The organism is Phycicoccus flavus (assembly GCF_004025965.2).
Classification (GTDB): domain Bacteria; phylum Actinomycetota; class Actinomycetes; order Actinomycetales; family Dermatophilaceae; genus Phycicoccus; species Phycicoccus flavus.
Genome location: NZ_SAYU02000048.1, coordinates 1 through 21,243, shown reverse-complemented (window position 1 = coordinate 21,243; position 21,243 = coordinate 1). Strand labels below are relative to the sequence as shown.

Annotated in this window: 24 protein-coding genes and 1 pseudogene; 16 read left to right on the top strand and 9 right to left on the bottom strand. The window is 72.9% G+C overall.

Annotated elements, in window-relative coordinates; translation table 11 throughout:
* The first annotated feature begins 50 nt into the window (after positions 1 to 50).
* Positions 51 to 1,400 carry a serine hydrolase domain-containing protein gene (locus tag EPD83_RS13925; RefSeq protein WP_128366959.1) on the top strand — a complete coding sequence of 450 codons (1,350 nt, stop codon included), beginning with the start codon at positions 51 to 53 and terminating at the stop codon, positions 1,398 to 1,400.
* A 9-nt stretch (positions 1,401 to 1,409) separates the two neighbouring features.
* On the opposite strand, the gene EPD83_RS20405 is transcribed toward EPD83_RS13925, so the two are convergent.
* The 5 genes from EPD83_RS20405 to EPD83_RS13900 form a co-directional block, all read right to left on the bottom strand.
* A complete protein-coding gene (locus EPD83_RS20405; protein ID WP_205859536.1) occupies positions 1,410 to 2,066 on the bottom strand; it encodes a DUF2510 domain-containing protein in 657 nt (218 codons plus the stop codon).
* A gap of 202 nt (positions 2,067 to 2,268) precedes the next feature.
* Positions 2,269 to 2,772 carry an OsmC family protein gene (locus EPD83_RS13915; RefSeq protein WP_128366958.1) on the bottom strand — a complete coding sequence of 168 codons (504 nt, stop codon included), beginning with the start codon at positions 2,770 to 2,772 and terminating at the stop codon, positions 2,269 to 2,271.
* 90 nt (positions 2,773 to 2,862) lie between these two features.
* The gene (locus tag EPD83_RS13910) at positions 2,863 to 3,159 is read right to left on the bottom strand and encodes an SHOCT domain-containing protein (protein ID WP_205859535.1); all 297 of its coding nucleotides are present in this window, start codon (positions 3,157 to 3,159) and stop codon (positions 2,863 to 2,865) included.
* 125 nt (positions 3,160 to 3,284) lie between these two features.
* Positions 3,285 to 3,962, bottom strand: a complete 678-nt coding sequence (locus EPD83_RS13905) for a response regulator (RefSeq protein ID WP_205859534.1) — start codon at positions 3,960 to 3,962, stop codon at positions 3,285 to 3,287.
* Positions 3,959 to 4,996 (bottom strand): sensor histidine kinase, encoded by a 1,038-nt coding sequence (locus tag EPD83_RS13900; protein WP_128366466.1) that lies wholly within the window; start codon positions 4,994 to 4,996, stop codon positions 3,959 to 3,961. Before EPD83_RS13900 ends, EPD83_RS13905 begins: the two co-directional genes overlap by 4 nt.
* 164 nt (positions 4,997 to 5,160) lie before the next feature.
* On the opposite strand from EPD83_RS13900, the gene EPD83_RS13895 reads away from it, so the two are divergent.
* From EPD83_RS13895 to EPD83_RS13885, 3 genes are read left to right on the top strand one after another with little or no spacing between them, the layout of a single operon-like run.
* On the top strand, positions 5,161 to 6,306 hold the full coding sequence (locus tag EPD83_RS13895; RefSeq protein WP_128366465.1) for a LolA-like protein: 1,146 nt from the start codon (positions 5,161 to 5,163) through the stop codon (positions 6,304 to 6,306).
* Positions 6,303 to 7,274 carry an ABC transporter ATP-binding protein gene (locus EPD83_RS13890; RefSeq protein ID WP_128366464.1) on the top strand — a complete coding sequence of 324 codons (972 nt, stop codon included), beginning with the start codon at positions 6,303 to 6,305 and terminating at the stop codon, positions 7,272 to 7,274. Before EPD83_RS13895 ends, EPD83_RS13890 begins: the two co-directional genes overlap by 4 nt.
* The gene (locus tag EPD83_RS13885; RefSeq protein WP_128366463.1) at positions 7,271 to 8,083 is read left to right on the top strand and encodes an ABC transporter permease; all 813 of its coding nucleotides are present in this window, start codon (positions 7,271 to 7,273) and stop codon (positions 8,081 to 8,083) included. The genes EPD83_RS13890 and EPD83_RS13885 overlap by 4 nt, the downstream gene beginning before the upstream one ends.
* On the opposite strand, the gene EPD83_RS13880 is transcribed toward EPD83_RS13885, so the two are convergent.
* Entirely contained in the window at positions 8,073 to 8,858 is a 786-nt protein-coding gene (locus tag EPD83_RS13880) for an esterase/lipase family protein (RefSeq protein WP_165566727.1), read from the bottom strand. The genes EPD83_RS13885 and EPD83_RS13880 overlap by 11 nt on opposite strands.
* A 148-nt stretch (positions 8,859 to 9,006) precedes the next feature.
* Between EPD83_RS13880 and EPD83_RS13875 the strand changes: the two genes are divergently transcribed.
* From EPD83_RS13875 to EPD83_RS13855, 5 genes are all read left to right on the top strand, one after another.
* Complete coding sequence (locus EPD83_RS13875; RefSeq protein ID WP_165566726.1) at positions 9,007 to 9,492, top strand: hemerythrin domain-containing protein; 486 nt, start codon at positions 9,007 to 9,009, stop codon at positions 9,490 to 9,492.
* 25 nt (positions 9,493 to 9,517) lie between these two features.
* Positions 9,518 to 9,679, top strand: a complete 162-nt coding sequence (locus EPD83_RS13870; RefSeq protein ID WP_128366468.1) for a DUF2256 domain-containing protein — start codon at positions 9,518 to 9,520, stop codon at positions 9,677 to 9,679.
* A gap of 44 nt (positions 9,680 to 9,723) precedes the next feature.
* Positions 9,724 to 10,140 (top strand): hypothetical protein, encoded by a 417-nt coding sequence (locus EPD83_RS13865; protein WP_165566725.1) that lies wholly within the window; start codon positions 9,724 to 9,726, stop codon positions 10,138 to 10,140.
* Positions 10,141 to 10,207: 67 nt separating this feature from the next.
* Positions 10,208 to 10,690: a metallophosphoesterase family protein gene (locus EPD83_RS13860; protein WP_165566733.1), complete on the top strand. Its 483-nt coding sequence runs from the start codon at positions 10,208 to 10,210 to the stop codon at positions 10,688 to 10,690.
* Positions 10,691 to 10,751: 61 nt separating this feature from the next.
* A complete protein-coding gene (locus tag EPD83_RS13855) occupies positions 10,752 to 11,375 on the top strand; it encodes a hypothetical protein (protein ID WP_128368600.1) in 624 nt (207 codons plus the stop codon).
* A gap of 22 nt (positions 11,376 to 11,397) precedes the next feature.
* On the opposite strand, the gene EPD83_RS13850 is transcribed toward EPD83_RS13855, so the two are convergent.
* Positions 11,398 to 12,291, bottom strand: a complete 894-nt coding sequence (locus EPD83_RS13850) for a phosphotransferase family protein (protein WP_205859533.1) — start codon at positions 12,289 to 12,291, stop codon at positions 11,398 to 11,400.
* Between the two features lie 157 nt (positions 12,292 to 12,448).
* On the opposite strand from EPD83_RS13850, the gene EPD83_RS13845 reads away from it, so the two are divergent.
* From EPD83_RS13845 to EPD83_RS13830, 3 genes are all read left to right on the top strand, one after another.
* Complete coding sequence (locus tag EPD83_RS13845) at positions 12,449 to 12,940, top strand: DUF4265 domain-containing protein (protein ID WP_164896505.1); 492 nt, start codon at positions 12,449 to 12,451, stop codon at positions 12,938 to 12,940.
* A 709-nt stretch (positions 12,941 to 13,649) separates the two neighbouring features.
* Entirely contained in the window at positions 13,650 to 13,970 is a 321-nt protein-coding gene (locus EPD83_RS13840; RefSeq protein WP_128367114.1) for a hypothetical protein, read from the top strand.
* A 324-nt stretch (positions 13,971 to 14,294) separates the two neighbouring features.
* Positions 14,295 to 14,564 (top strand): hypothetical protein, encoded by a 270-nt coding sequence (locus EPD83_RS13830; RefSeq protein WP_205859532.1) that lies wholly within the window; start codon positions 14,295 to 14,297, stop codon positions 14,562 to 14,564.
* 106 nt (positions 14,565 to 14,670) lie between these two features.
* Here EPD83_RS13830 and EPD83_RS13825 read toward each other — a convergent pair whose 3' ends face one another.
* Both EPD83_RS13825 and EPD83_RS13820 read right to left on the bottom strand, forming a co-directional pair.
* Positions 14,671 to 15,192, bottom strand: a complete 522-nt coding sequence (locus tag EPD83_RS13825) for a class I SAM-dependent methyltransferase (RefSeq protein WP_164896504.1) — start codon at positions 15,190 to 15,192, stop codon at positions 14,671 to 14,673.
* Between the two features lie 882 nt (positions 15,193 to 16,074).
* Positions 16,075 to 16,275 (bottom strand): hypothetical protein, encoded by a 201-nt coding sequence (locus EPD83_RS13820; protein WP_128367111.1) that lies wholly within the window; start codon positions 16,273 to 16,275, stop codon positions 16,075 to 16,077.
* Positions 16,276 to 16,379: 104 nt separating this feature from the next.
* On the opposite strand from EPD83_RS13820, the gene EPD83_RS13815 reads away from it, so the two are divergent.
* The 4 genes and pseudogenes from EPD83_RS13815 (at position 16,380) to EPD83_RS13800 (ending at position 20,775) form a co-directional block, all read left to right on the top strand.
* The gene (locus EPD83_RS13815; protein ID WP_165566724.1) at positions 16,380 to 17,129 is read left to right on the top strand and encodes an SAM-dependent methyltransferase; all 750 of its coding nucleotides are present in this window, start codon (positions 16,380 to 16,382) and stop codon (positions 17,127 to 17,129) included.
* A 332-nt stretch (positions 17,130 to 17,461) separates the two neighbouring features.
* Entirely contained in the window at positions 17,462 to 18,292 is an 831-nt protein-coding gene (locus EPD83_RS13810) for an alpha/beta fold hydrolase (protein WP_322095790.1), read from the top strand.
* Between the two features lie 821 nt (positions 18,293 to 19,113).
* The gene (locus tag EPD83_RS13805) at positions 19,114 to 19,410 is read left to right on the top strand and encodes a putative quinol monooxygenase (protein WP_128368219.1); all 297 of its coding nucleotides are present in this window, start codon (positions 19,114 to 19,116) and stop codon (positions 19,408 to 19,410) included.
* Between the two features lie 196 nt (positions 19,411 to 19,606).
* Positions 19,607 to 20,775: pseudogene (locus EPD83_RS13800) on the top strand (IS3 family transposase).
* Positions 20,776 to 21,243: the final 468 nt, after the last annotated feature.

Sequence of the window (21,243 nt, the reverse complement as noted above, 5' to 3'; positions counted from 1 at the left end):
CCCGCGACAGGTGCGCGGCGCGCCCGGCCTCGGGCGGTAGCGTCCCGCCCATGCGTGTGCTGCGCCGGGTCCTCCTGCTGCTGGTCGTGCTCGCCGTGGTGGCGGCGGCGGCCGGGTACCGCTACGCCCGTCCCCTCGTCCACACCGGGACGGGGTACGCCGCCCACAACGCCTGCGCGGTGACCTTCGTCGCCGGCCGCGACGACGCCGACGCCGACCTCCCGCCCAACCCGCTCGTCCCGTACCTCACCGGCTACGACAACAAGGCCGGACGCTCGAGCACCGCCGCGGCGCTGTGGCTGCTGGCCAAGCAGAAGGCGTACTACACCCCCGGCTACGGCTGCACCCTCGCGGCCGAGCGCCCGGACCTCGGGCGGGCCTCGGAGGTGCCGAGCGACCCCAACCCGCTGAGCGACGCCCCGGCCCCGGAGACCGACCCCGACGTCGCGGCCGCCGTGGCCCGGGCGTTCGGCGACGACCTCGCGACCTCCGCGCGCGAGGACCTGGACACCCGCGCCGTCGTCGTCCTGCGCGACGGCAAGCTCGTCGCCGAGCGCTACGCCGCCGGCTTCGACGCCCGCACCCCCCAGCTCGGCTGGTCGATGGCCAAGAGCGTGACCAACCTGCTCGTCGGCCGGTACGTCCGCCAGCGCAACCTCGAGACCGACCAGGCCGGCCTGCGTCCGGAGTGGACCGACGAGCGCCGCGACATCACCGTCGACGAGCTCATGCGGATGACCAGCGGCCTCAGCTGGGACGAGACCTACGCCCTGGGCACCCCCATCACCCAGATGCTCTACGCCGAGCCGGACATGGGCGCCTACGCCGCGAGCCGGCCGCTGGCGCACCAGCCGGGCACCTACCAGCAGTACTCCAGCGGGTCGACGAACATCCTCTGCTCGTGGCTGACCTCGCTCGCCGACGTGCCCGACACCGACTTCCCGCGCAGCGAGCTGTTCGCCCCGCTCGGCCTGTCCTCGGCGGTGTGGGAACCGGACGCCACCGGCATCCCGGTGTGCAGCTCCTACCTCTGGGCGACGCCGCGCGACTGGGCGGCCATCGGCCAGTTCGCGCTGCAGGACGGGGTGTGGAACAAGAAGCGGCTGCTGCCCAAGGGCTGGATGAAGACCTCGACGACGGCGACGAAGGTCGCCCGCAGCGAGGAGGACGGCTACGCCGCCGGCTGGTGGGTCAACACCCGCGCCGACGGCTCGCTGGTCTCCCCCGACCTGCCGGCCGACACGTACTGGGCCAGCGGCCACGACGGCCAGCGGCTCTACGTCGTCCCGTCCGCCGACCTCGTCGTCGTCCGGCTCGGGTTCTCCCCGGAGGTCGGCGGCCGGGACCTGCGCACCGACACCCTCGTGCGCGACCTCGTCGGGCTCACCGCGCCGGAGTGACCGCGCGGGTCACAGGCGCGGGGTGACCTGCACCTCGCCGCCGGCGTCGACGGCCTGGAAGAGCGGCAGGCAGGTGACCGCGGTGGGTCCGCCGCTGCCGTCGGGGGTGGCGGTGCACAGGGTGTCGACCTCGCCGCCGTCCTGGCCGGGGAAGGTCATCGTGAAGATCGACGGCTCCTGGACGCCTGCGCCGAACGTCGCGTCCATCCCCTCGACGCGCTGGCCGACCCCGCCCCCGTCCGCGACGCCCCAGCCGTCCTCGACGGTGGCGGACCCGACGTCGAACCCCTCACCGACGGTGACGACGACGACGGCCGCGGAGTCGCCCTGGCTGTCCAGCTGCTGCTGGACGTCGTCGACGCTGCGCACGACGTTCGCCCCGAACCAGAAGAAGGCGACGACGACCGCGACGACGAGCAGGAGGACGAAGACGACGGCGGCGATGAGGCAGCCCTTGGCGCCGCCGCTCATGCCGGAGCGCTGCTGCTGGTACCCGGCGGGGGGAGGGTTGTAGCCAGTCTGCTGCGGCGGGCCGTACCCCGGCTCGACGGCGCCGTACTGCTGCGTCGGGGCGACGGGGTCGCGGAAGTGCTCGGTCCACTGCTGGCCGTCCCACCACCGCTCGCGGCCGTCGGGCTGCGGGTGCCATCCGGGGGGTGCGCTCATCGCTGCTGCTCCTCACCGCGGCCTCGTCGGCGGCCGCTGCTCTGCGACCCCAGGCTACGGGCCGGTGCCCGAGGGGCGCCGGTGCTCCCGGGCCGGCGGGGTCGCTCGGCCCGCCCGGGGCCCGTCGGACGTGCGGGCGGGCCCCACCGTTCCCGCGACCCGGCGACCCGGCGACGCGGTCCGCACGCCCGGGGCCGCCGGGTCAGGCCCGGACCACCCGCACCTCGGGCTCCTCGCGCAGGCTCTGCCCGACGACGCAGTACCGCCCGGTCGAGCCCGCGAGCCGCTCGAGCACGGCGTCGTCGGCGTCGGTGTCGACGGTGAAGGTGACCGTCACCGGGCCGATGCCGACCGGCGCCGCGCGGTCGACGCCGAGGGTGCCGCGGGCGTCGAACGAGCTCTCGGCGACGCCACGGACGTCCCGCAGCTCGACGTCCATCGCGGTCGCGACGCTGCGCAGGGTCACCCCGGCGCAGGCCAGCAGCGCCTCGAGGAGCATGTCGCCGCTGCAGGCGTCGGTGCCGTCACCGCCGGTGGCCTCGTGGAGGCCGGCCCGGACGGGTCCGGCGAACCCGTCGACGGTGCACGTGACGCCGTCGTCGCGGTGGTCGCCGGTCGCGCGCAGCGGCGTGTGCGCGCTGCCCGGGTCGACGGTGTACCGCTCGCGGAGCGGGGCCTGGATGCTGCGGAGCTCGGCACGGTCCATGCCTCCAGCCAAGCACCCGGCCCCCACCCGCGCACCCTCCACCCGAACGGTCCCCGCCGCCGCGCCGGCGCGTCCCGGGTGGGGGCGGGGTCAGCCGGCGTCCGGCGGGGCGGCGCGCAGGACCCCGAGGCGGGCGCGGTACTCGCGCTCGTCGATGTCCCCGGCGGCGAACCGCGTCGCGAGGGTCTGCTCGGCGCTGTCACGGCGCGCGCCGCCCGGCCCGAGGCCGCGACCGCCCCAACGGCGGACGACGAGCAGCCGGACCAGCACGGCGACGAGGACCCAGAACAGGACGAACCCGAACGGGAAGAAGAGGAACCACCAGTGGAAGCCGCCACCGCCCGCGTACGGGGAGGGGTGGGCGGCGAGGGCGGGGAGCGCGGTCATGTCGCGTCCTTTCCGGTCGTCGTGACCGGCTCTCGGCCACGACCCCACCGTCGCGCCGCCGGCCCTGTCACCGCGTCGGCCCACGGGTGCGTCCCGCCCTGCTCCCCCCGGGGTAGGCCGGTGGCTCAGGCCATCCAGCCGGGACGGACGAGCCCGCTCTCGTAGGCGAGGACGACGAGCTGGGCCCGGTCCCGGGCGCCGACCTTGGTCATCGCCCGGCTCACGTGCGTCTTCGCGGTGGCGGGCGAGAGGAACAGCCGGGCGGCGATCTCGTCGTTGGCGAGGCCCTGCCCGACGAGCCCGACGACCTCCCGCTCCCGCTCGGTGAGGGCCGCGAGCGCGCGCACCTGCTCGACCGGCGGACGCCGGGCGTCACCGGAGCCGACGTGCTCGACGAGCCGCCGGGTGACGCTGGGCGAGAGCACGGCGTCGCCGGAGGCCACCTGCCGCACGGCGGTGAGCAGGTCGGCGGGCTCGAGGTCCTTGAGCACGAAGCCGGAGGCCCCGAGCCGCAGGGCCTCGAAGACGTACTCGTCCAGCTCGAAGGTCGTGAGGACGAGCACCCGGACCCCGGCGAGCCCGGCGTCGGCGCAGATCTCCTCGGTGGCCGACAGCCCGTCGCGGCCCGGCATCCGGATGTCCATGAGGACGACGTCGGGCCGGACGTCACGCACCACGGCCACGGCGGCGTCGCCGTCCCCGGCCTCGCCGACGACGACGAGGTCGTCCTCGGACTCGAGGATCATCCGGAACCCGGCCCGCAGCAGCGGCTGGTCGTCGACGAGCACGACCCTGGTCGTCACGTCCCCTCTCCCCCGGCCAGCGGGAACGTCGCCGCGACCCGGTGGCCCCCACCGGGGCGCGCTCCGGCGGCCAGTGCGCCACCGACGCGCTCGACCCGCTCGCGCATGCCGACCAGCCCGGTGCCCGACGTGGGGCCGGTCTCGACCTCGCCGCCCTGCGGACCGGGGTCCTCGACGACGACCTCGAGCCGGTCCTCGCCGCGGACGACGCCGATGCGGGCCGCCCGGGCGCCGCTGTGCCGCCGGACGTTCGTCATCGCCTCCTGCACGACGCGGTAGGCGGCGGCGTCGACGGCGGGGGGTAGCCCGGCCCCGGCCACGCGGGGGTCGCCGTCGACGGTCCAGGCGAAGCCCGGGTCGGCCGCGACGAGGTCGGCGACGCCGGCGAGCCCCGGACCGGGCGTCGTCCGCGCCGCGGTGGCCGGGTCGCGGACGGCGTCGAGCACCCGGCGGACCTCGGTGAGGGCCCGGTGCGACTCGGCCTTGACCGTGCCGAGCACGGCCCGGGCGGCCTCGGGGTCGCGGTCGAAGGTGTGCAGGGCCGCCCCGGCCTGGACGTTGATGAGGGTGAGGCTGTGCCCGAGCGCGTCGTGCAGGTCCCGGGCCATGGCCATCCGCTCGTCGGCGCGCGCGCTGTCGCGGCGGCGGCGGCGCTCCTCGCGCAGCGCGACGAGGCGCTCGCGGCGGCGCCGGAACCCTTCGAGCAGCAGGGCCGCCAGCGGCGCGGCGAACACCGGCCCGACGGGATGGCCCGTGGCGACGTACCCGAGCGCGGCGACGATCGACACCCCGAGCGGCACCAGCGGGAGGCGCGCGAGCAGCACGAGCGCCAGCGGCCCGGCGAGCAGGAGCGCCACCCCGCCCCACCCGATGCTCACCCCCTGCGCGTGCGCCCGCCCGAACGAGCCGCCGAGCTGGACCGCGGCGGCGACCACCGCGAGCGGGAGCCCGGGCAGCCACGACGGCGGCCCCGACCCCGCGGGCGCCCACGGCGGGCCGTCCCACCCGCGGGGCCCGCGCGCCGGTCGCTGCATCCCCCGACGGTAGCCCGCAGGCCCCGTCCGCACGTCCCCCGGCGGGAGTACCCCGGCCGCCACCCCCGGGGGTAGCGCAGGCGCGCCCGGCCCGACCCTCGACGCCCCGTCCCACCGATCGGCGGGTGCGACGGTCCTTTCAGGGACGCGGGTGAGACTGCGGTATGAGCACCGTCGTGACCTCGCAGGCGCGCCGCCGCTGGCTGGCCGTCGGCAGCGGGACCCTGCTCCTTGCCACGCTGCTCGGCGTCGGCCCGTGGCTGCGGGCCACCGTCGCCGTCGAGCCCGCCGGCACGACGCCGCAGGCGGTGCTCGACCGGGCGCTGGCCTCGGCCGACGTCGCCTTCTCCGCCACCGGCGAGAGCCGTGGCGGGCTGGCCCTCCCCGACCTCTCCGGCTTCGGCGACCTCGCGGCCCTGCTCGGCGGCACGACGGACACGCGCGTCTGGTGGGGCGGGCCTCGGCGCTGGCGGGTCGACACCGTCGACGCCCTCGGCGAGACCGACACCTACGGCCAGGCGGGCTCGGTGACGACCTGGGACTACGAGAGCCGGCGGCTCGTCACCGTCGTCGGCGACGCCTCCGCCCGGCTGCCCCGCGCCGACGACCTGCTCGCCCCCACGGCCGCCCGGCGCCTGCTCGGCGCCGTCGGCCCCGGCGACCGGATCTCCTCCCTGCCCGCCCGCCGCGTCGACGGCCGGGTGACCGACGGGGTCCGGGTCGAGCCCGGCGACCCCCGCAGCACCGTCGCCCACGCCGACGTCTGGGTGGACCGGGCCACCGGCCTGCCCCTGCGGCTGGCCGTCGTCGGCAGCGGGGGCACCGACGCGCTGGTCAGCGAGCTGTCACAGGTCCGGCTCGGGCAGCCCGACGACGCCGTCCTCACCCCGCCCGCGGCCCCGACGGCCAGGCGCTCGGTCGAGTCCGCCCCCGACCTCGTCGCGCGGGTCGCCGCCGCCAGCCCGTGGGACATGCCCGACCGGCTCGCCGGCCTGGGCGCCGTCGGGCCGGACCTCGCCGGCGCCCCGACCTACGGCGACGGCCTCGTCCGGGTCGCCGTGCTGCCACTGCCGCCGCGCACGGCCGAGGACGTCATGCGGGGCGCGACGTCGGCGGGCTCGGCCACGGAGGAGGTCGACGGCGGCCGGATCGTGCGGATCGGCTCGAACCTGCTCAACGCGGTCGTCGTCCGCGGCGCGGACCAGTGGCACGCCTACGTCGTCACCGGGCTCGTCGACCCGGCGCTGCTCGACGCCGTCGCCGCCGACCTCCTGGCCGACCCGCCGCCGCCCACGCGGGGCTTCCGGTGACCCCCGACGAGGGCCGCGCCCCCGGCGGCGAGGGCGCGGTCGTCACCCGGGGCCTCACCAAGCGGTACGGCCGGGTGACGGCGGTCGACTCCCTCGACCTCGACGTCCGCGCCGGTGACCGGTACGGCTTCCTCGGCCCCAACGGCAGCGGCAAGACGACGACGGTGCGGATGCTGCTCGGCCTCGTCTACGCGACGAGCGGTGACATCGAGGTGCTCGGACGGTCGATGCCGCGGCACGCCGGCCGGGTGCTGCCCGAGGTCGGCGCGCTCGTCGAGGGCCCCGGCGCCTACCCGCACCTCTCGGCCCGGGCCAACCTGCGGCTGCTCGACGCCGCGGGGCCGCCGGTCGCCGGTGGACCGCTGGCCGACGGCGTCGGGTCGCGCGGCAGCCGGCGGCGCCGCATCGAGGCCGCGCTCGAGCAGGTCGGTCTGGCCGACGTCGGGCGCCGCCCGGTGCGCGCCTACTCCCTCGGCATGCGCCAGCGGCTCGGGCTCGCGGCGGCACTGCTGCGCGGACCGCGCCTCCTCGTCCTCGACGAGCCGACGAACGGGCTGGACCCGCGGGGCATCGCCGAGATCCGCGACCTGCTTCTCGACCTCAACGCGCGCGGGACGACGGTCTTCCTCTCCAGCCACCTGCTCGCCGAGGTCGAGGCCTTCTGCACCCGGGTCGGGGTGCTGGACCGCGGCCGGCTCGTCGCGCAGGACGACCTGGACACGCTGCGCGGACCGACCGGGCGCACCCGGGTCCGGGTCGACGACGTCGCCGCCGGCGCGCGGGCGCTGGGGCTACCCCCACGCGACACCGAGCGGCCCGGTCCCTTCGCCGGCGAGGGCGACCTCGTCCTCGACGGCACGTCCGTCGCCGACGCCACCGAGCGGCTCGTCCGGGCCGGGGTGCGGGTGCTGGAGGCCGTGCCCGAGCGGCGCACCCTGGAGGAGTCGGTCCTGGAGCTGACGACGTGATCGGGGTCGAGCTGCGCAAGCTGCTGCGACGCCCGCGGACCTGGGTGAGCATCGGCCTGCTCTGTCTGCTGCCGGTGGTCGTCGCCGTCTTCCTCGCCGTCACCGGCATCGCCCCGCGTCCCGGCCAGGGCCCGACGCTGCTCGCCGCCGTTCTCGGCAACGGTGCCCTCTACCCGGCCGCGGCGCTCGGCATCGTCCTGCCGTTCTTCCTCCCCATCGCCGTCGCCGTCCAGGCCGGCGAGGCCGTGGCCGGCGAGGCGGCGGCGGGGACGCTGCGCTACCTGCTGGTCCGGCCGGTGGGGCGCACCCGGCTGCTCGTCGCCAAGCTCGTCTCGGTCATCGCGTACACGCTGCTGGCCGTCGTCGCCGTCGCGGCCACCGGCTACGTCACGGGGGTCACCCTGCTCGGGACGTCCGGGCAGCTGGCGACGACGACGCTGGCGGGCACGGCGCTGACCCCGGCGGACCTCGCCTGGCGCACCGGCGTCATGGTGCTCTACATCGGGTGGTCGATGGTCGGCGTCGCGTCCGTCTCGCTGTTCCTCTCGACGCTCACCGACTCCCCGCTGGCGGCGGCGCTGGGCGGGCTCGCGGTGCTCGTGAGCAGCACGGTGCTCGTGGCGCTCGACGCCGCCGGTGCGGTTCGCGACTACCTTCCGACCCGCTACTGGCTGGCCTGGGTCGACCTGTTCCGCGACCCCGTGGCCTGGCAGGACATCCAGGCCGGGGCGCTGGTGCAGACCGGGTACGTCGTCGTCCTGCTCGGGGCGGCGTGGGCGAACTTCGCCACCCGGGACGTCACGAACTGAGGGCCGCGTCGCCGGACGAGCGCAGCGCGCCGCAGTCGGCGGCCGGGGGCGGCGCGTCGAGCCCGGCGACGCCGAGGCTCCGCAGCACCAGGCCGGCGACGAGCGGGTCGCTCGGGAGCGCGCCGTGGCCGACGCGGACGCCGGCGCACACGTCCTGGAGGCGGACGTCGACGGCGCCGGCGAGGACGGCCGAGTCCGGCGGGGTCACCGTCTCGTCGTCGGCGGTCCACAGGCTGACCCACCGCGGGCCGGACGGGGCGTCGGGGAGCCCGTCCAGCAGCTCGCTCCCCTGCGCCAGCTGCCGGCAGGCCGTCGGGCAGGCGCCGGAGGCGAGCACCGCCCCGAGGCTCGCGACCGTCGTCCCGTGGTGCGGTGAGCCGAGGGTGACGACCCGGCGGGCCTCGTCGTCCCCGCCGAGGTCGGCCACCCACACCCGGGCGACGACCCCGCCCGCGGAGTAGCCGACGACGTCCACGGAGGGGGCGCCGGCCGCGAGCGCGGCGTCCGCGGCCCGGGCCAGCGCCTCCGCCTGGGTCCGCAGGTCACCCGTGCCGTCGCCGGTGTCGACGACGGTGGCCTGCCGCCCGGCGCCCCGCAGGGCCCGGGCCAGGGGCTCGAGGGAGGCCCGGTCACCGCCGTACCCGGGGACGAGGAGCACCGGGCCGGGGAGCGCCTGGTCGACGCCACCGCGCCGCTGCAGCACGAGCACCCCCGCCACCGCGAGGACGAGGGCGATCAGCCCGGCGAGCAGCGCGACCCGGCGGCGGCGGCTCATCGGCGCCGGCTCATCGGTGCGTGGTCCCCGGCATGACGGCGATGCTACGGAAGGCGGCTGACCCCGCCCGCCGGCCCGGCGACCGGTCGGCCCTGGGCGTGCTCGACCGCGAGACAGGGGAGGTCGCCGCGTGGAAGGCTGACCGCCGATGAGCGACGACGGCGGGACGACGGCGCGGGTCGTGGCCCTGGGTCGCGAGCTGCGGCGGCTGCACGAGCGGATCCGCGAGTGCCTCGACGACGTTCTCGCCGGGGCCGACCCGACCGTCGCCCTGCTCGACGTCACCGCCGACCCGATCGGTCGCTGCCGGACGTTCTGCACCGTCCTCGACGCCCACCACCGGCAGGAGGACGCCACCCTCTTCCCGTGGCTGCTGGCGCGCCGGCCGGACCTGGCCGCCGTCGTGGTCCGGCTCGAGGAGGACCACCGGCTGGTCGGCGCGCTGCTCGGCGAGCTCGCGACGGACGTCACGCGGCACGCCCCGCCCGAGGTGCTGGCCCGTCACCTCGAGGGGCTGGACGCGGTGCTGGAGAACCACTTCCGCTTCGAGGAGCGCCAGCTGGTGCCGGTGCTCGACGCGCTGTCCGGCGACGGTCCCGGTCCGGCACTCGGTGACGCCTTCTGGGAGCCGTGACCGTCCGTGCCACGCTGGAGGCGTGATGGCCCGGATGCGCCGCAAGGGCGACCTGCCGACGAAGACCTGCGCGGTGTGCGGGCGGCCGTTCACGTGGCGGCGCAAGTGGGCCGACGTCTGGGACGAGGTCCGCTACTGCTCGCAGGCCTGCCGGCGGCAGGCCAAGCACGACCGCGCGGCTGAGTAGCGCGGCCCATGCGCCCGGACGGGCCCGCGGTCAGCCTGGGACCCATGGCCCGTCTCCGTGTCCCCGTCACCGCCCTCCTCCTCGCCGTCGCCAGCGGCCTCGCCTGGTACGCCTGGCTCGGCTGGGACCACGAGTACCAGGTCGACCCCGTCACCGGCGTCGCCAGTGGCCCCTACGAGGCCTGGCAGGTGGTGGGGTGCGCCGTCACCCTCCTGGTCCTCGCGGGCCTGGCCGCGTTCCTCGTCGCGTGGTGGCTGCCCCTGGCCGTGGTGCCCGTCGGCTTCACCGCCGTGTGGTCCGCCGACGCCGCTCCGACCGACCCCACCGGTCTGTGGCTGGTCGGTGCCGTCCTCCTCGCCGCGGGGCTGACCGTCGGCTCGCTCGTCGTCGGGCTCGCCGCCCTCGTCGTCCGGCTGCGCCGCGAGCGCCGTACGGCCGGACCGCCCCACGCCCCGGCCTGACGCCGGCCCGTGCCCCCCACCCGCGACCCGCGTGCGAGAGGGTGGAGGCGTGACCGACGTGCTGCTCATGAGCGACACCCACCTGCCGAGGCGGGCCAAGGACCTGCCGGCGCCCCTGTGGGCCGCGGTCGACGCGGCGGACCTCGTCGTCCACGCGGGGGACTGGGTGGACCTCGCGACGCTCGACGCCCTCGAGGCCCGCAGCACCCGGCTGCTCGCCTGCTACGGCAACAACGACGGGGCGGACCTGCGGGCACGGCTGCCCGAGGTCGCCCGGGCGAATATCGAGGGGGTGGCGGTCGCCGTCGTCCACGAGACCGGCTCGAAGCACCGCCGCGAGGAGCGGATGCGGGCCGCCTTCCCCGACACCGACCTGCTCGTGTTCGGCCACAGCCACATCCCCTGGGACACCTCCCACGACGGGCTGCGGCTGCTCAACCCCGGCTCGCCCACCGACCGGCGCCGCCAGCCGGACTTCACGTGGATGACGCTGCGGCTTGCGGACGGCGGGGTCCACGACGTCGAGCTGCACCACCTGCCGCCCCGCTGACCCCGATTTCCGGCCGGCCGAAAGGGCCGGGCCGGGCGTCCGGCCGTGCCAGGGTGGGCCCATGAGCGAGCACGACGGGGGAGCCCCGGAGGAGATCGAGCGCTTCGGGGTCCGACAGCGCATCACGATGATGGTCAACCGGTACGAGGTGCGGCGCCTCACCGACACCGGGGACGAGGGTGAGCTGCTGGCCTTCGCCGAGCAGAAGCGGATGAAGCTCAAGGAGGAGGTGACGTTCTTCGCCACCGAGGCCAAGACCCGTCCGCTGTTCGCGTTCAACGCCCGCAAGCGCCTCGACCTCGCGTCGGCCTACGACGTCACCGACCCGTCCGGTGCGCCGATCGGGGTGTTCCGCAAGGACTTCAAGGCGTCACTGCTGAGCTCGACGTGGCACCTGGAGACCACCGACGGGCAGACCTTCACCGGCAGCGAGCGCAGCACCGGCATCGCCGTGCTGCGCCGGGTGTGGGACTTCGTCCCGGTCGTCGGCGAGATCCCGCTGCCCTTCCTCTTCCACTTCGACTTCCGCGCCCCGGACGGCACGGTCGTCATGTCGTCGACGAAGAAGATGGGCGTCCGCGACGTCTACCGCATCGAGCTGCGGCGCACCCCGACCGGGCGGCGCCTGGACTGGCGGCTGGCCGCGGCGATGGCCGTCGCGCTCGACGCCCTCCAGTCCCGCTGACCCCCCGCGGCACCGACCGCGGTCAGGGGCCGGCGTGGCGGACGACGACCTCGACGCAGCGCCGCACCTGCGCGGGGGTCGCCGGCTCGCGCCAGGCCAGCTTCTCCAGCGCCCAGTCGAGCGCGTACGCCGGGACCAGCCCGGCCGCGGCGGCCTCCGGGTCGCTCACGCGGGCGTAGCCGCGGTGCAGCGGGGCGGTCTCGTCGTGCCACGGGGGGCCGGCCGAGACCTCCCAGCGGGCGAGGTCGAACGCCGGGGGCGCCGGGCCGGCGAACTCCCAGTCGACGACGCCGCTGATCCTGCCCTCGTGGACGAGCAGGTTCTTCGGCATGAAGTCACCCTGCGCCAGACGTAGGTCCGGCTCCGGACGCCGGGTCCGTGCGGCGGCGACGAAGGCCGCGGCCCGGTCGACGACCTCGGCCGCCTCCGGTCCGAGGGCCGTGGCGACGGTGCGCCGGGCCCGCTCCAGGTCCTCCTCGGCCGGCGCGCGTAGCCGGTGGACCTCGCCCCGGTCGGGGTCGAGCGCGTGGATCCTCGCGAGCACCTCCCCGGCCTCGACGACGAGACGCTCACGGTGCTCCCGGTCCAGGCCGGCGCCGACGTCCTCGAGCGGGCGGCCCGGCAGCAGCGTCTGCACCGACACCGACAGGACGCCGTCCTCGTCGTCGAGGTGCTCCAGGGCCAGCACCTGCGCGGTGGGCAGCCCCGCGGCCCGGGCCCGCTCCATGAGCGCGGCCTCGTCGACGAACCACGGCTGCTCGTGCCGCGCGACCCGGACGACCACCGCTCCCCCGCCGTCCAGCTCGACGCGCGAGGTCTCGTTCATCCCGCCGCCGCCCAGCGCGACCCACCGCTGGGGAGCCCGCCCGCACACCGTGCGGACCAGTTGGTCCAGGACCTCCCTCGGCGTCGCCACCCCGCCATCCTGCCGGGGCCCGCGCACCGCCGGACGGGCACGGGGCGCCGAGCGGTCGCACGGCACCGCCCGCACCTAGATGTGCGTCAGCCCCGTCGTCACGAGGGCGCGGCTGGTGGAGGTCGCCCCGGCACGACCCGGGTGTCAGACTCCCGCCATGACCGACGAGACGAGCGAGCCCCAGGCCCACGTCATCGTGGAGCTCGACGTCGTCGACGGCTGGCCGCCGGTGGCGTCCGAGCGGGTGTGGGCCCACGACCTCGGCGGGGACCGCTACGTCGTCGACAACCCGCCGTGGTTCGTGCGGGACCTCGCCGTGGGCGACGTCGTCCGGGCCGTGGCACCGGGGACGGACCGGCACCCCGTCTTCGTCGAGCTCCTCGAGCGCTCGGACCACTGCACCATCCGGCTCGTCGTCTTCCGGGCCGGCCCGCTAGGCGGCGACCTCGCCCGGGCCATCGAGCCGTTCCGGCGGCTCGGGGTCTACGCCGAGGGTGCCGGGCGGTACGGGATGCTCGCCCTGGACGTCGAGCCCGACGCCCCGCTGACCGACCTCGTCGCCGTCCTGCGCGCGGGAGTGGACGACGGCTCCTGGGAGTACGAGGAGGGCCGCATCTTCGGGGCCTGGCGGGCGGCGACGTCGGACTGACGGGCGCAGCGAAGACGTCGAGCGCGGCTACCGCTGGGTGGTCACGGTGGACTCCGGACGGCCCGACGTGAATGGGCCGCTGCTGGACTGGTTGGTCGGTGGTGTGCCGGCTCCGGGACCGGTCCTCGAGCTGGAGGTGCTGAGGATGGACGCCGACGGGCAGGAGATCAGGTGGGCGTCGGCCGCGAACGCACCGGCGCGCGCGTAACAGCTCAGGCGGTGGCTACCCAATGAGTCGAACCCGCGCAGGATCGACGACGAGACCTCGGGTCCGGGTCCGCGAAGGTGTTGAGGCCTTCCCGGCGTTGTCCGACGAGAGCGGTCGACCTACTCCGTCAAGTCACGATGAGTGAGTCAGAGGCGGGGGCTACCGCCGACGCCGTCCTGGCCAATCCGACCGGCTACGGATACCCGCGCTCGGGCTGAGAGGCAGGAACTCGACGCTCATGGGGCGGTCGCTACGCGGCGCAAAGACGCAGGTCTGGGTCGCCGACATCTTCGGCTGACCGTCCCGTTCCGGTGTGTGCGAATATGCCGCAGGAAGGCGAACCACTGCAGCGCCGAGCGTGTTCGGTCAAGGTTGCGCGGAGGCGGAAGCGCGACAGCCGGAGGGAGTGGCATGCCATACCGACTTGACCCGCAGGTCGCCGGCGAACTCGGTGACCGAACCGAGTTGGATACCGGCGTACATCCGCCCCTGGTACACCGAGTGGAGTACGTGCTCGACTATCCGGGGGCGAATGACCTCATCCAGTCGTTCCCGGTCTATCTCGCCAGAACGCACTTGGCAGAGTCGCTTCTCGCAGCGGGATTTCGGGGAATCACCTGGCGCGCTGCCCTCATCACCCAAGGTGACGCCTACGACGAATACCCCCAGAGTGCGGTGCCGAACGACTACCAGTGGCTGGTCCCTGGGACTGCCGGGGATGACTGCTGGCTGCTGGACGGTGAACTCATCGTTTCCGACCGGATGATGGAGGTGCTGAGAGGATGCAACCTCAACGAGTGCGACATTGAACACCTGAGTTGAAGTGGGTCGACAGGCGGCGATATGGGGCAGTCCCACAGACTTGTCGGTCGCGCTTGCTCAAGACACGCTGGCAAGTTAACTTGGACAGGTGTTGGGTGAGCCGATCATCGCGCCGTCGGCGTTCAAGCACGGCGTCGACGAGGCGGACATCCTGCACGCGTACCGGAACCCGGTGCGGATCTGAGACCTGGGCGACGGGTTCACGATGATGGTCGGCTCGAGCGGAACGGCCATCTTCATCGAGGTCGTATACGTCGAGGGCGACCGGGCCCATGTGATCGTGCACGCGATGCGGGCACGGGAGAAGTTCTCGAGGTGACGATGATGCCGCGGACAGTTGACGAGATCCTCCAGCACGCTGACGAGCTGGCGGCCCGGTTCGAGGACTACGAACCTCGCGAGGGAGACGAGTTGGACTCCGCCGCGGTCGCGTTGCTGCGGACTGCGGTGGCGGAGCGCTCCGAGGCCGAGCGTCACATGGTCGAGGCGGTCCGGCGCGCCCGCGAGGCCGGCCTGTCGTGGAGTGCGATCGGAAGATTCGTAGGTACCTCGGGCGAAGCCGCCCGGCAGCGGTACTCCTCCAAGGTCGCCTGACCTCGACGCCTGACCGTCGCCCAACAGGCGGCGATGTGGGGCATGCAGTCCCCCGGCGCTGCCCCACAGGCGCAAACTGCTGGCAACCAGCGGTTGAGCGCGGTCTTCACGTCGCGGGCCGAAGAAGAACCCAGGCGCCGTCGAGCAACTCGATCGTCAGCCCCAAACGCTTTGTCATGGCGCTCAGTTCAGCGTCATCGATCACTCGCATTCGCCAAGGCTGGCGCCAGCTTCGTTCTCCCAGGACGTACTCGGTGGTTGCCTCGATGATGCTTCCACTCACCCTGATGGAGTCCAAGGAGATCGTCACGTCGCCCTGGATCACGGCACCAGGTCGCCAGTCTCGTCCGGGTTCGAGGCGCTGGACCAGCACGGAGCCGCGGCCGGTGACGTGCTTGGCGGCCACCTCAAGCAACTCTTCACCATCCGTGCCGTTGATCAGATGAGACAGCAGCAACACCACATCGAACCGAGTGTCCAAGCTCAAGGAGCCGATCGAGGCGCACAGAGTCCTCGCATGCTGCACTTCCGCCAGCATGTCGGCCGACTCATCGACGGCTAGGACATCATGCCCCTCGAGCGCCAATGGGTCAGCGATGCGTCCGGTGCCGCAGCCTAGATCGAGCACGGAGCACCCATCATGCGTAATCCCACGGACTACTGTGACGTCCGGCTCCGCTGGCAAGGCTGCGTAGGCCGCCACCGGAGAACCGTCCTCAGTTGCCCCATCACCCATACCGCACTATCCCTCGTCGATGCCGGCCCATCCCTCCGCAGCCCACTCGCGGCGGAAAGGGACAGATGGACCCGGTGGATTCAACGTGCGAGGCGACGACGTAGCGGTTGGGCATGTCCGACGTGCCACGCCACAGAGCCGTTGGCCAGATGACAGAACGGGCACTTGTAGGCGCGGAACTTCGCACCTTGCTTCTTGGTCATGAAGATCGCCTGGCCGACTGCGTCGGACTGTGACATCGGCTGCTCATCGCCGCAGGCTCGAGCACGCCGAAGCTTGCCTCGGTGGCGACGGGACTTCCCTTGGGACATGACGAGACGGTAGAAGCCGCCACCGACAGCTGCTGATTGAGGAAACACGACCCATGTGGCGCGATCCGGTAGGTCGACTGGCGCCGAAGTGGGGGAGATGCTCCCGTGACCGCGGGGGAGCGACACTGCTTGTGTGTGGGTCGGCACAGAGACCGTCCGCCACCGGTCAAGGTTCCGCGGGGGGCGCCTGACGTCTCTGGAGCATCTCGCGGGGAGCCTGGATCGTGCCGAGGACCGCGGGAGACTCGAGGCACTGTTGGCCTTCCAGGACTACATGACCTCACAGGCCAGGTACGCGACGTAGTGGGGGCGCACATCGCTGAGAATTAACCACGGGCGCAGAGCGATGTCGGCGTGGTGTCGAGGGCGGCTGGTGGCGATGCGCGGCTGGGTTTCAGGGCGCCGGTGCAGGGTCTCGACGCGATCCAGTCGAGTCGGCCTCGTCGCGTCGGGGGTGCCCCAGTCACCGTGGGCGTGACCGGCAGGCGTAGATGATGCCGGCTCCGACGGCGATCACGACGAGTGCGCCCACGATGCGGCCGGGTGTGTGGCCCATCGCGGTGCCGTCGTTGCGGGGGATGAACGGCAGGACGATCAGGCAGAGGCCCAGGGTGACAACGCCGTACCCACTGTTCCTGAGGGTGTTGCGAACGATGGGTGGCATGGTCGGCTCCTCCCGAGACCCTGGTCCAGGGTGCCGGACGTCGGGTGGCTGGCACCAGCAAAAGCGGTTGCGTGGCGTCGCTTCCCGGCAGTTCAGTGGCGCGCATGACCTCTCACCCTCCGCCGGCCGGCACAGGTGCACGGCTGACGTTGAACTCGCCGCTGAGCTCCACGAGTCTCGATCGCCTCGTGGCGGCTGCGACGGAAGGCAAACCCTCGCGGGTCATCGACCACGGTTGCGGATGGGGCGAGGCTCTGCTCCGTGCCCTGGTCGCGGCTCCCGTCGCCACCGGGGTCGGCATCGACCTGCACGCCCCTGACCTCGTTCGGGCCCGCACCGCTGCCGAGGATCGTGGGCTCGGCCAGCGCGTGGAGTTCGTGCTCGGCAGCTCGGTGGACCATCGGGAAGCCGCGGACCTGGTGATCTCGCTCGGTGCGTTCCAGGCCTTCGGCGAACCTTCATCGGCTCTGTGCGCGCTGCGCGAGGATGCCCGACCGGGCGGGCGAGCCCTCTTCGGTCTCGAGTACTGGGTCTCGTCGCCGACGGCGGAGGAGCTCGGGCACATGTGGGACGGCGCGTCGGAGGCTGACTGTCTGACCTTGCCGGACATCGTCGACCTGGTGCATGCGGCCGGCTGGCGGGTCCTGGACCTGCACGACAGCACCCGTCAGGAGTTCGACGCGTTCGAGGTCGGACATCTGCAAGAGCGCGAGCAGTGGGCCGTCGCTCATCGAGGTGAGACCGACACGATCGGCTCTCACACCGCACTGACTGCCGAGCTCGACCAGGCGTGGACCCGCTGGCTACGAGGACACCGCCGCTCCATGGGTTTCGTCAGCCTCGTGCTCGGCTGATCGATCGAGCGTGGTCCCGCCAGCCGCACTCCAGGCACCACCGGCGCCTGCGCGGTGTCAGTCGGCGAGACGTTCGACGGTTAGCCTGCTCCAGACCTGGATCGCGGACGCCTGCTCGGGTGGGAGGTCGTCGAGGACCCAAAGCCGGATGTTGTGTGAGTGCCCAACGACGGCGGCTTCAACGAGCGTCGAGCAGCCACGCCGCAATGCCTGACCGCTCGAAGCCTGGTCGACTCGCGGCGAAGTGGGGTAGGTCCCAGGGTCCGCGGATCCGTCCGGATCTCCCGATGAGCGCTGGTGCCGATGACAGCGCGATGGTTTCGGCGCGATCAATGCCGAGTTGCTGCGTGTGGGCATCCCGGTCGGGGTACCAGTCCGGTATGACGCTAAATCACGTGAGGCGAGGGACTGGCAGCCCACTGTTGCTCGTGCATGGTCTGGGTGCCGGGTGGCAGTCGTGGGCCCCGATTCTCGACGGACTGGCCGAGCACCGTGAGGTGATCGCCGTCGACCTTCCGGGATTCGGCGAGACGCCGCCGTTGGCCGGCGAGGTCTCGATCGCCACCTTGACCGACTCGGTCGTGGACTTCATCCGCGAACAGGAGTTGGACGGGGTCTCGACCGTCGGTCAGTCGATGGGCGCCCGGATGGTGCTCGAGCTCGCGCGGCGGGGTGTCGGCGGCGACACCGTGGCCTTGGACCCGGGCGGTTTCTGGAGCGACCGAGAGGTCGCTATCTTCGGCGCCACACTGCGGCCGTCGATCCTGTTGGTCAAGGCGTTGCGGGGCATGCTGCCGACGCTGCTCGGCAACCCGGCGGGAAGGACCCTGCTCCTGGCGCAGCTGTCGGCCCGCCCCTGGGCGCTCTCGCGCGAAACCGTGCTGCCCGACGTGCGCGGGCTGGCCGACTCGCCGTCGACCGACGCGGCCCTGACCGCCCTGATCAAGGGGCCCAAACAGCAGGGAGCCCCGGCCGGCACGGTCCCCGGGCGGGTGACGATCGGGTGGGGCCGTCGCGACCTGGTGACCGTGCCACGACAGGCCGCACGCGCGACGCAGCTCTTCCCGGACGCAGTACTGCACTGGTTCGAGGGATGCGGTCATTTCCCACAATGGGACGCACCGCGCGAAGCGACCCGACTGATCCTCGACCACACCGACTGAGGCTCATCGACCGGCCGACCAACGGCCATCCCTGTATCCGTCGCCGTCGGTGGATCAGGGGACCGGAGGCGTGGACTCCGCCCGAGGCGTCGGGCTCAACTCACTCTCATGTGCCGCGTACGTAGCTATGCGGCGATCGGGCACTCCGCGAGCATTCGGTCATGGTCACCCTGCGCGGTCGGGGAACTTGGCGAGCCACGCGGTGGCGTCCACCCTGCGGATCTCGTTGTCGGGGCGCGCCCACGGACGTCCCTTCGCAACCCACCGTTCCCGAGCCGCTCGAACTGACTTTGACGTCGTGCTCTGATAGCCGAACTCAGCGCCGCAGCAGATGCAGCAGTCGAAGGTGGGGTCGGTGCCAGTGTCGCCCCACAGCGGGCTCTCACCGAGGGCGACCAGGTCGAGGCCGCAGACAACGACGCACAGTTCGGGATGATCCGATCTCTGCACGCCCCACGCGAACTGGCGTCAGACCCACTTTGCTCCTCCGGGCAGCAGGTTGGGCGGTCCGGTTCGGAGGCGAACTCTTCCAGGCACGCCGCGATCCGGTAGGTCGACTGGCGGCGGTTAGACGCAGGTCATGATGCGATGAGCGGTGGCCCTGCGATGCAGTGACCTTCCGCGGCACTGAGCGTCCCGGTCGCAGTTGGATGGTTCCCTAGGATCCGCGCGGGACCAGGTGTCCTACCTAGATGTGGACCCGTGTGATCGGCGGGGTCTGGTGGCCGCCTTGAGGCGTAGGGTCAGATCCCGCGAGCGGCCGATGTCACATCCGACATCGCACTGCCGGTTCGGGGGTATCCCGATGAGAGGACAAAGTCATGGCTGTCGACCGAGGACTGTTGGCGACGTTGAAGGCCAAGCCCGGCAAGGGGGAAGAGCTGGGAGAGTTCTTGCGGAAGGGGCGAGAGCTCGCAGATCAGGAGGACGGCACCGTCACGTGGTACGCGTTCCGACTCGACGACACAACGTACGGGATCTTCGACACCTTCGAGAGCGAAGACGCTCGTCAGGCACACGTGAACGGCCAGATCCCGGCGGCACTCCAGGATGTCGCCTCAGATCTATTGGCTGAGGATGCCGTGATCTCACCGATCGACGTGCTCGCGGTCAAGTAGGGATCCGCCGGCTCGGCCGGGTTGCCGCGCGTTTTGCGGCGGTGTGACGCGGCTGCGGGCGCCGTGCTGTTTCGGCGTGGGGCGGGGCTACGTCGCTCGGTTCACCAGTTCACGGACGACATCGAGTCGGGACTGCTGAAGGTTCGGTTGACACCAGTTCTGTTGGGCCGGGAGGCCCCGCTGGAAGGATGTCGACATGCCTGCACCCCACCCCAAGGAGTTCCGTGACGACGTGGTCGCAGTCGCCCGTAAGGGCGAGGCTCCGATCGCGAAGCTGGCCGCCGACTTCGGGATCAGCGAGTCCTGCCTGCGCAACTGGATGCGCCAGGCCGACGTCGAGGACGGCGTCCGACCCGGCACGACCGCGGCCGAGAACTCCGAGCTGAAGGAGGCCCGCCGCAAGATCCGGCTGCTGGAGCAGGAGAACGAGGTCCTGCGCCGGGCCGCGGCGTACCTGTCCCAGGCAAACCTGAAGCTGGGCCAGTCCCCAAAATGACGTACCCGCTGGTCCTGGACCTTGCCGCCGACGGCATCCCCGTCGCGGTGACCTGTGGGCTGCTGGGATTCTCCCGGCAGGCGTTCTACTCCTGGAAGGCACACCCGGTCAGTGAGCGGGACCTCGTCGACGCCTACGCCACCAACGCCGCCCTCGAGGTGCATCGGGACGACCCGGGGTTCGGGTACCGGTTCATCGCCGATGAGCTCGCCGACGCCGGCCACGAGGTTTCCGAGCGACGGGTGTGGAAAGTGTGCTCGCAGGCCGGGATCGTCTCCGCCCACGCGAGGAAACGGGGCCGGTCCAAGAAGCCCGGTCCGCCGGTGCACGACGACCTCGTGGAGCGGGACTTCACCGCGCCCGGCCCAAACATGGTGTGGCTGACCGACATCACCGAGCACCCCACGGTCGAGGGGAAGCTTTACCTGTGCGCGGTCAAGGACGTCTGGTCCCGCCGGATCGTCGGCTACTCCATCGACTCACGGATGACCAGCCACCTCGCGGTCGACGCCCTCGAGATGGCCATCGCCCGCCGAGGCCGCGGCCAGGTGCCCGGGTGCGTGGTCCACGCGGATCGAGGCAGCCAGTTCCGCTCCCGCCCCTACGTCGCCGCCCTGCACCACCACGGCCTGCGCGGGTCGATGGGCCGGGTCGCCTCCTCGGCGGACAACGCCGCCATGGAGTCGTTCTTCTCCCTGCTCCAGAAAAACGTCCTGAACTCCCGCCGCTGGGAGACCCGCGACCAGCTGCGCCTGGCCATCGTCACCTGGACCGAACGCACCTACCACCGCCGCCGCCGGCAACGCGCCCTCGGCAAGCTCACCCCGATCGAGTTTGAGACCATCAACCGGACCGCTCACGCGGCCTGAAACATCACACCGGAAGTGACAACCGAACCTTCAGCAGTCCCGTCCCATCGCCGCGATGCTCTCGTAGAGCGAATCATCGACCGCATCCGTTCGGGACTTGGCCAAGGCAGCGCTGCGAAGGGCACACGCTGCCCGGGCACGGCCAAAGTCTCCTGCGTCCTGGGTCGGCTCGCCCGCCGCATCCCTGGCCCAACCACGCTGATCGAGGTCTGCCGACCACTGCTCGAGGTCGGTTCCACGAGGAGGTGTCGCAAGGCCCGTTCTTCGAGCCGCCTCGAGGGCCACGCGACTCGCCAATTCCGACTGCCGATCGAGAGACAGGCTGCGCACGTCAGCAGCGAGGTAAGAGTCCCGCGGAGTGGTGGGCTTTGAGGTCATCTCGATGCCTACCGGTCAGCCCTTGCTGAGGGCGACGTGGTCATCATTGCCGGTTGTGCCGATCTTGGCCATGGATGCCTCGGAGAGGTA

Bases quoted from the DNA above. Each gene is read 5' to 3' on its own strand.
- EPD83_RS13925 (WP_128366959.1), top strand. From the start codon at position 51: ATGCGTGTGCTGCGCCGGGTCCTCCTGCTGCTGGTCGTGCTCGCCGTG.
- EPD83_RS20405 (WP_205859536.1), bottom strand. From the start codon at position 2,066: ATGAGCGCACCCCCCGGATGGCACCCGCAGCCCGACGGCCGCGAGCGG.
- EPD83_RS13915 (WP_128366958.1), bottom strand. From the start codon at position 2,772: ATGGACCGTGCCGAGCTCCGCAGCATCCAGGCCCCGCTCCGCGAGCGG.
- EPD83_RS13910 (WP_205859535.1), bottom strand. From the start codon at position 3,159: ATGACCGCGCTCCCCGCCCTCGCCGCCCACCCCTCCCCGTACGCGGGC.
- EPD83_RS13900 (WP_128366466.1), bottom strand. From the start codon at position 4,996: ATGCAGCGACCGGCGCGCGGGCCCCGCGGGTGGGACGGCCCGCCGTGG.
- EPD83_RS13895 (WP_128366465.1), top strand. From the start codon at position 5,161: ATGAGCACCGTCGTGACCTCGCAGGCGCGCCGCCGCTGGCTGGCCGTC.
- EPD83_RS13880 (WP_165566727.1), bottom strand. From the start codon at position 8,858: ATGAGCCGCCGCCGCCGGGTCGCGCTGCTCGCCGGGCTGATCGCCCTC.
- EPD83_RS13875 (WP_165566726.1), top strand. From the start codon at position 9,007: ATGAGCGACGACGGCGGGACGACGGCGCGGGTCGTGGCCCTGGGTCGC.
- EPD83_RS13870 (WP_128366468.1), top strand. From the start codon at position 9,518: ATGGCCCGGATGCGCCGCAAGGGCGACCTGCCGACGAAGACCTGCGCG.
- EPD83_RS13865 (WP_165566725.1), top strand. From the start codon at position 9,724: ATGGCCCGTCTCCGTGTCCCCGTCACCGCCCTCCTCCTCGCCGTCGCC.
- EPD83_RS13860 (WP_165566733.1), top strand. From the start codon at position 10,208: ATGAGCGACACCCACCTGCCGAGGCGGGCCAAGGACCTGCCGGCGCCC.
- EPD83_RS13855 (WP_128368600.1), top strand. From the start codon at position 10,752: ATGAGCGAGCACGACGGGGGAGCCCCGGAGGAGATCGAGCGCTTCGGG.
- EPD83_RS13845 (WP_164896505.1), top strand. From the start codon at position 12,449: ATGACCGACGAGACGAGCGAGCCCCAGGCCCACGTCATCGTGGAGCTC.
- EPD83_RS13830 (WP_205859532.1), top strand. From the start codon at position 14,295: ATGCCGCGGACAGTTGACGAGATCCTCCAGCACGCTGACGAGCTGGCG.
- EPD83_RS13820 (WP_128367111.1), bottom strand. From the start codon at position 16,275: ATGCCACCCATCGTTCGCAACACCCTCAGGAACAGTGGGTACGGCGTT.
- EPD83_RS13815 (WP_165566724.1), top strand. From the start codon at position 16,380: ATGACCTCTCACCCTCCGCCGGCCGGCACAGGTGCACGGCTGACGTTG.
- EPD83_RS13810 (WP_322095790.1), top strand. From the start codon at position 17,462: ATGCCGAGTTGCTGCGTGTGGGCATCCCGGTCGGGGTACCAGTCCGGT.
- EPD83_RS13805 (WP_128368219.1), top strand. From the start codon at position 19,114: ATGGCTGTCGACCGAGGACTGTTGGCGACGTTGAAGGCCAAGCCCGGC.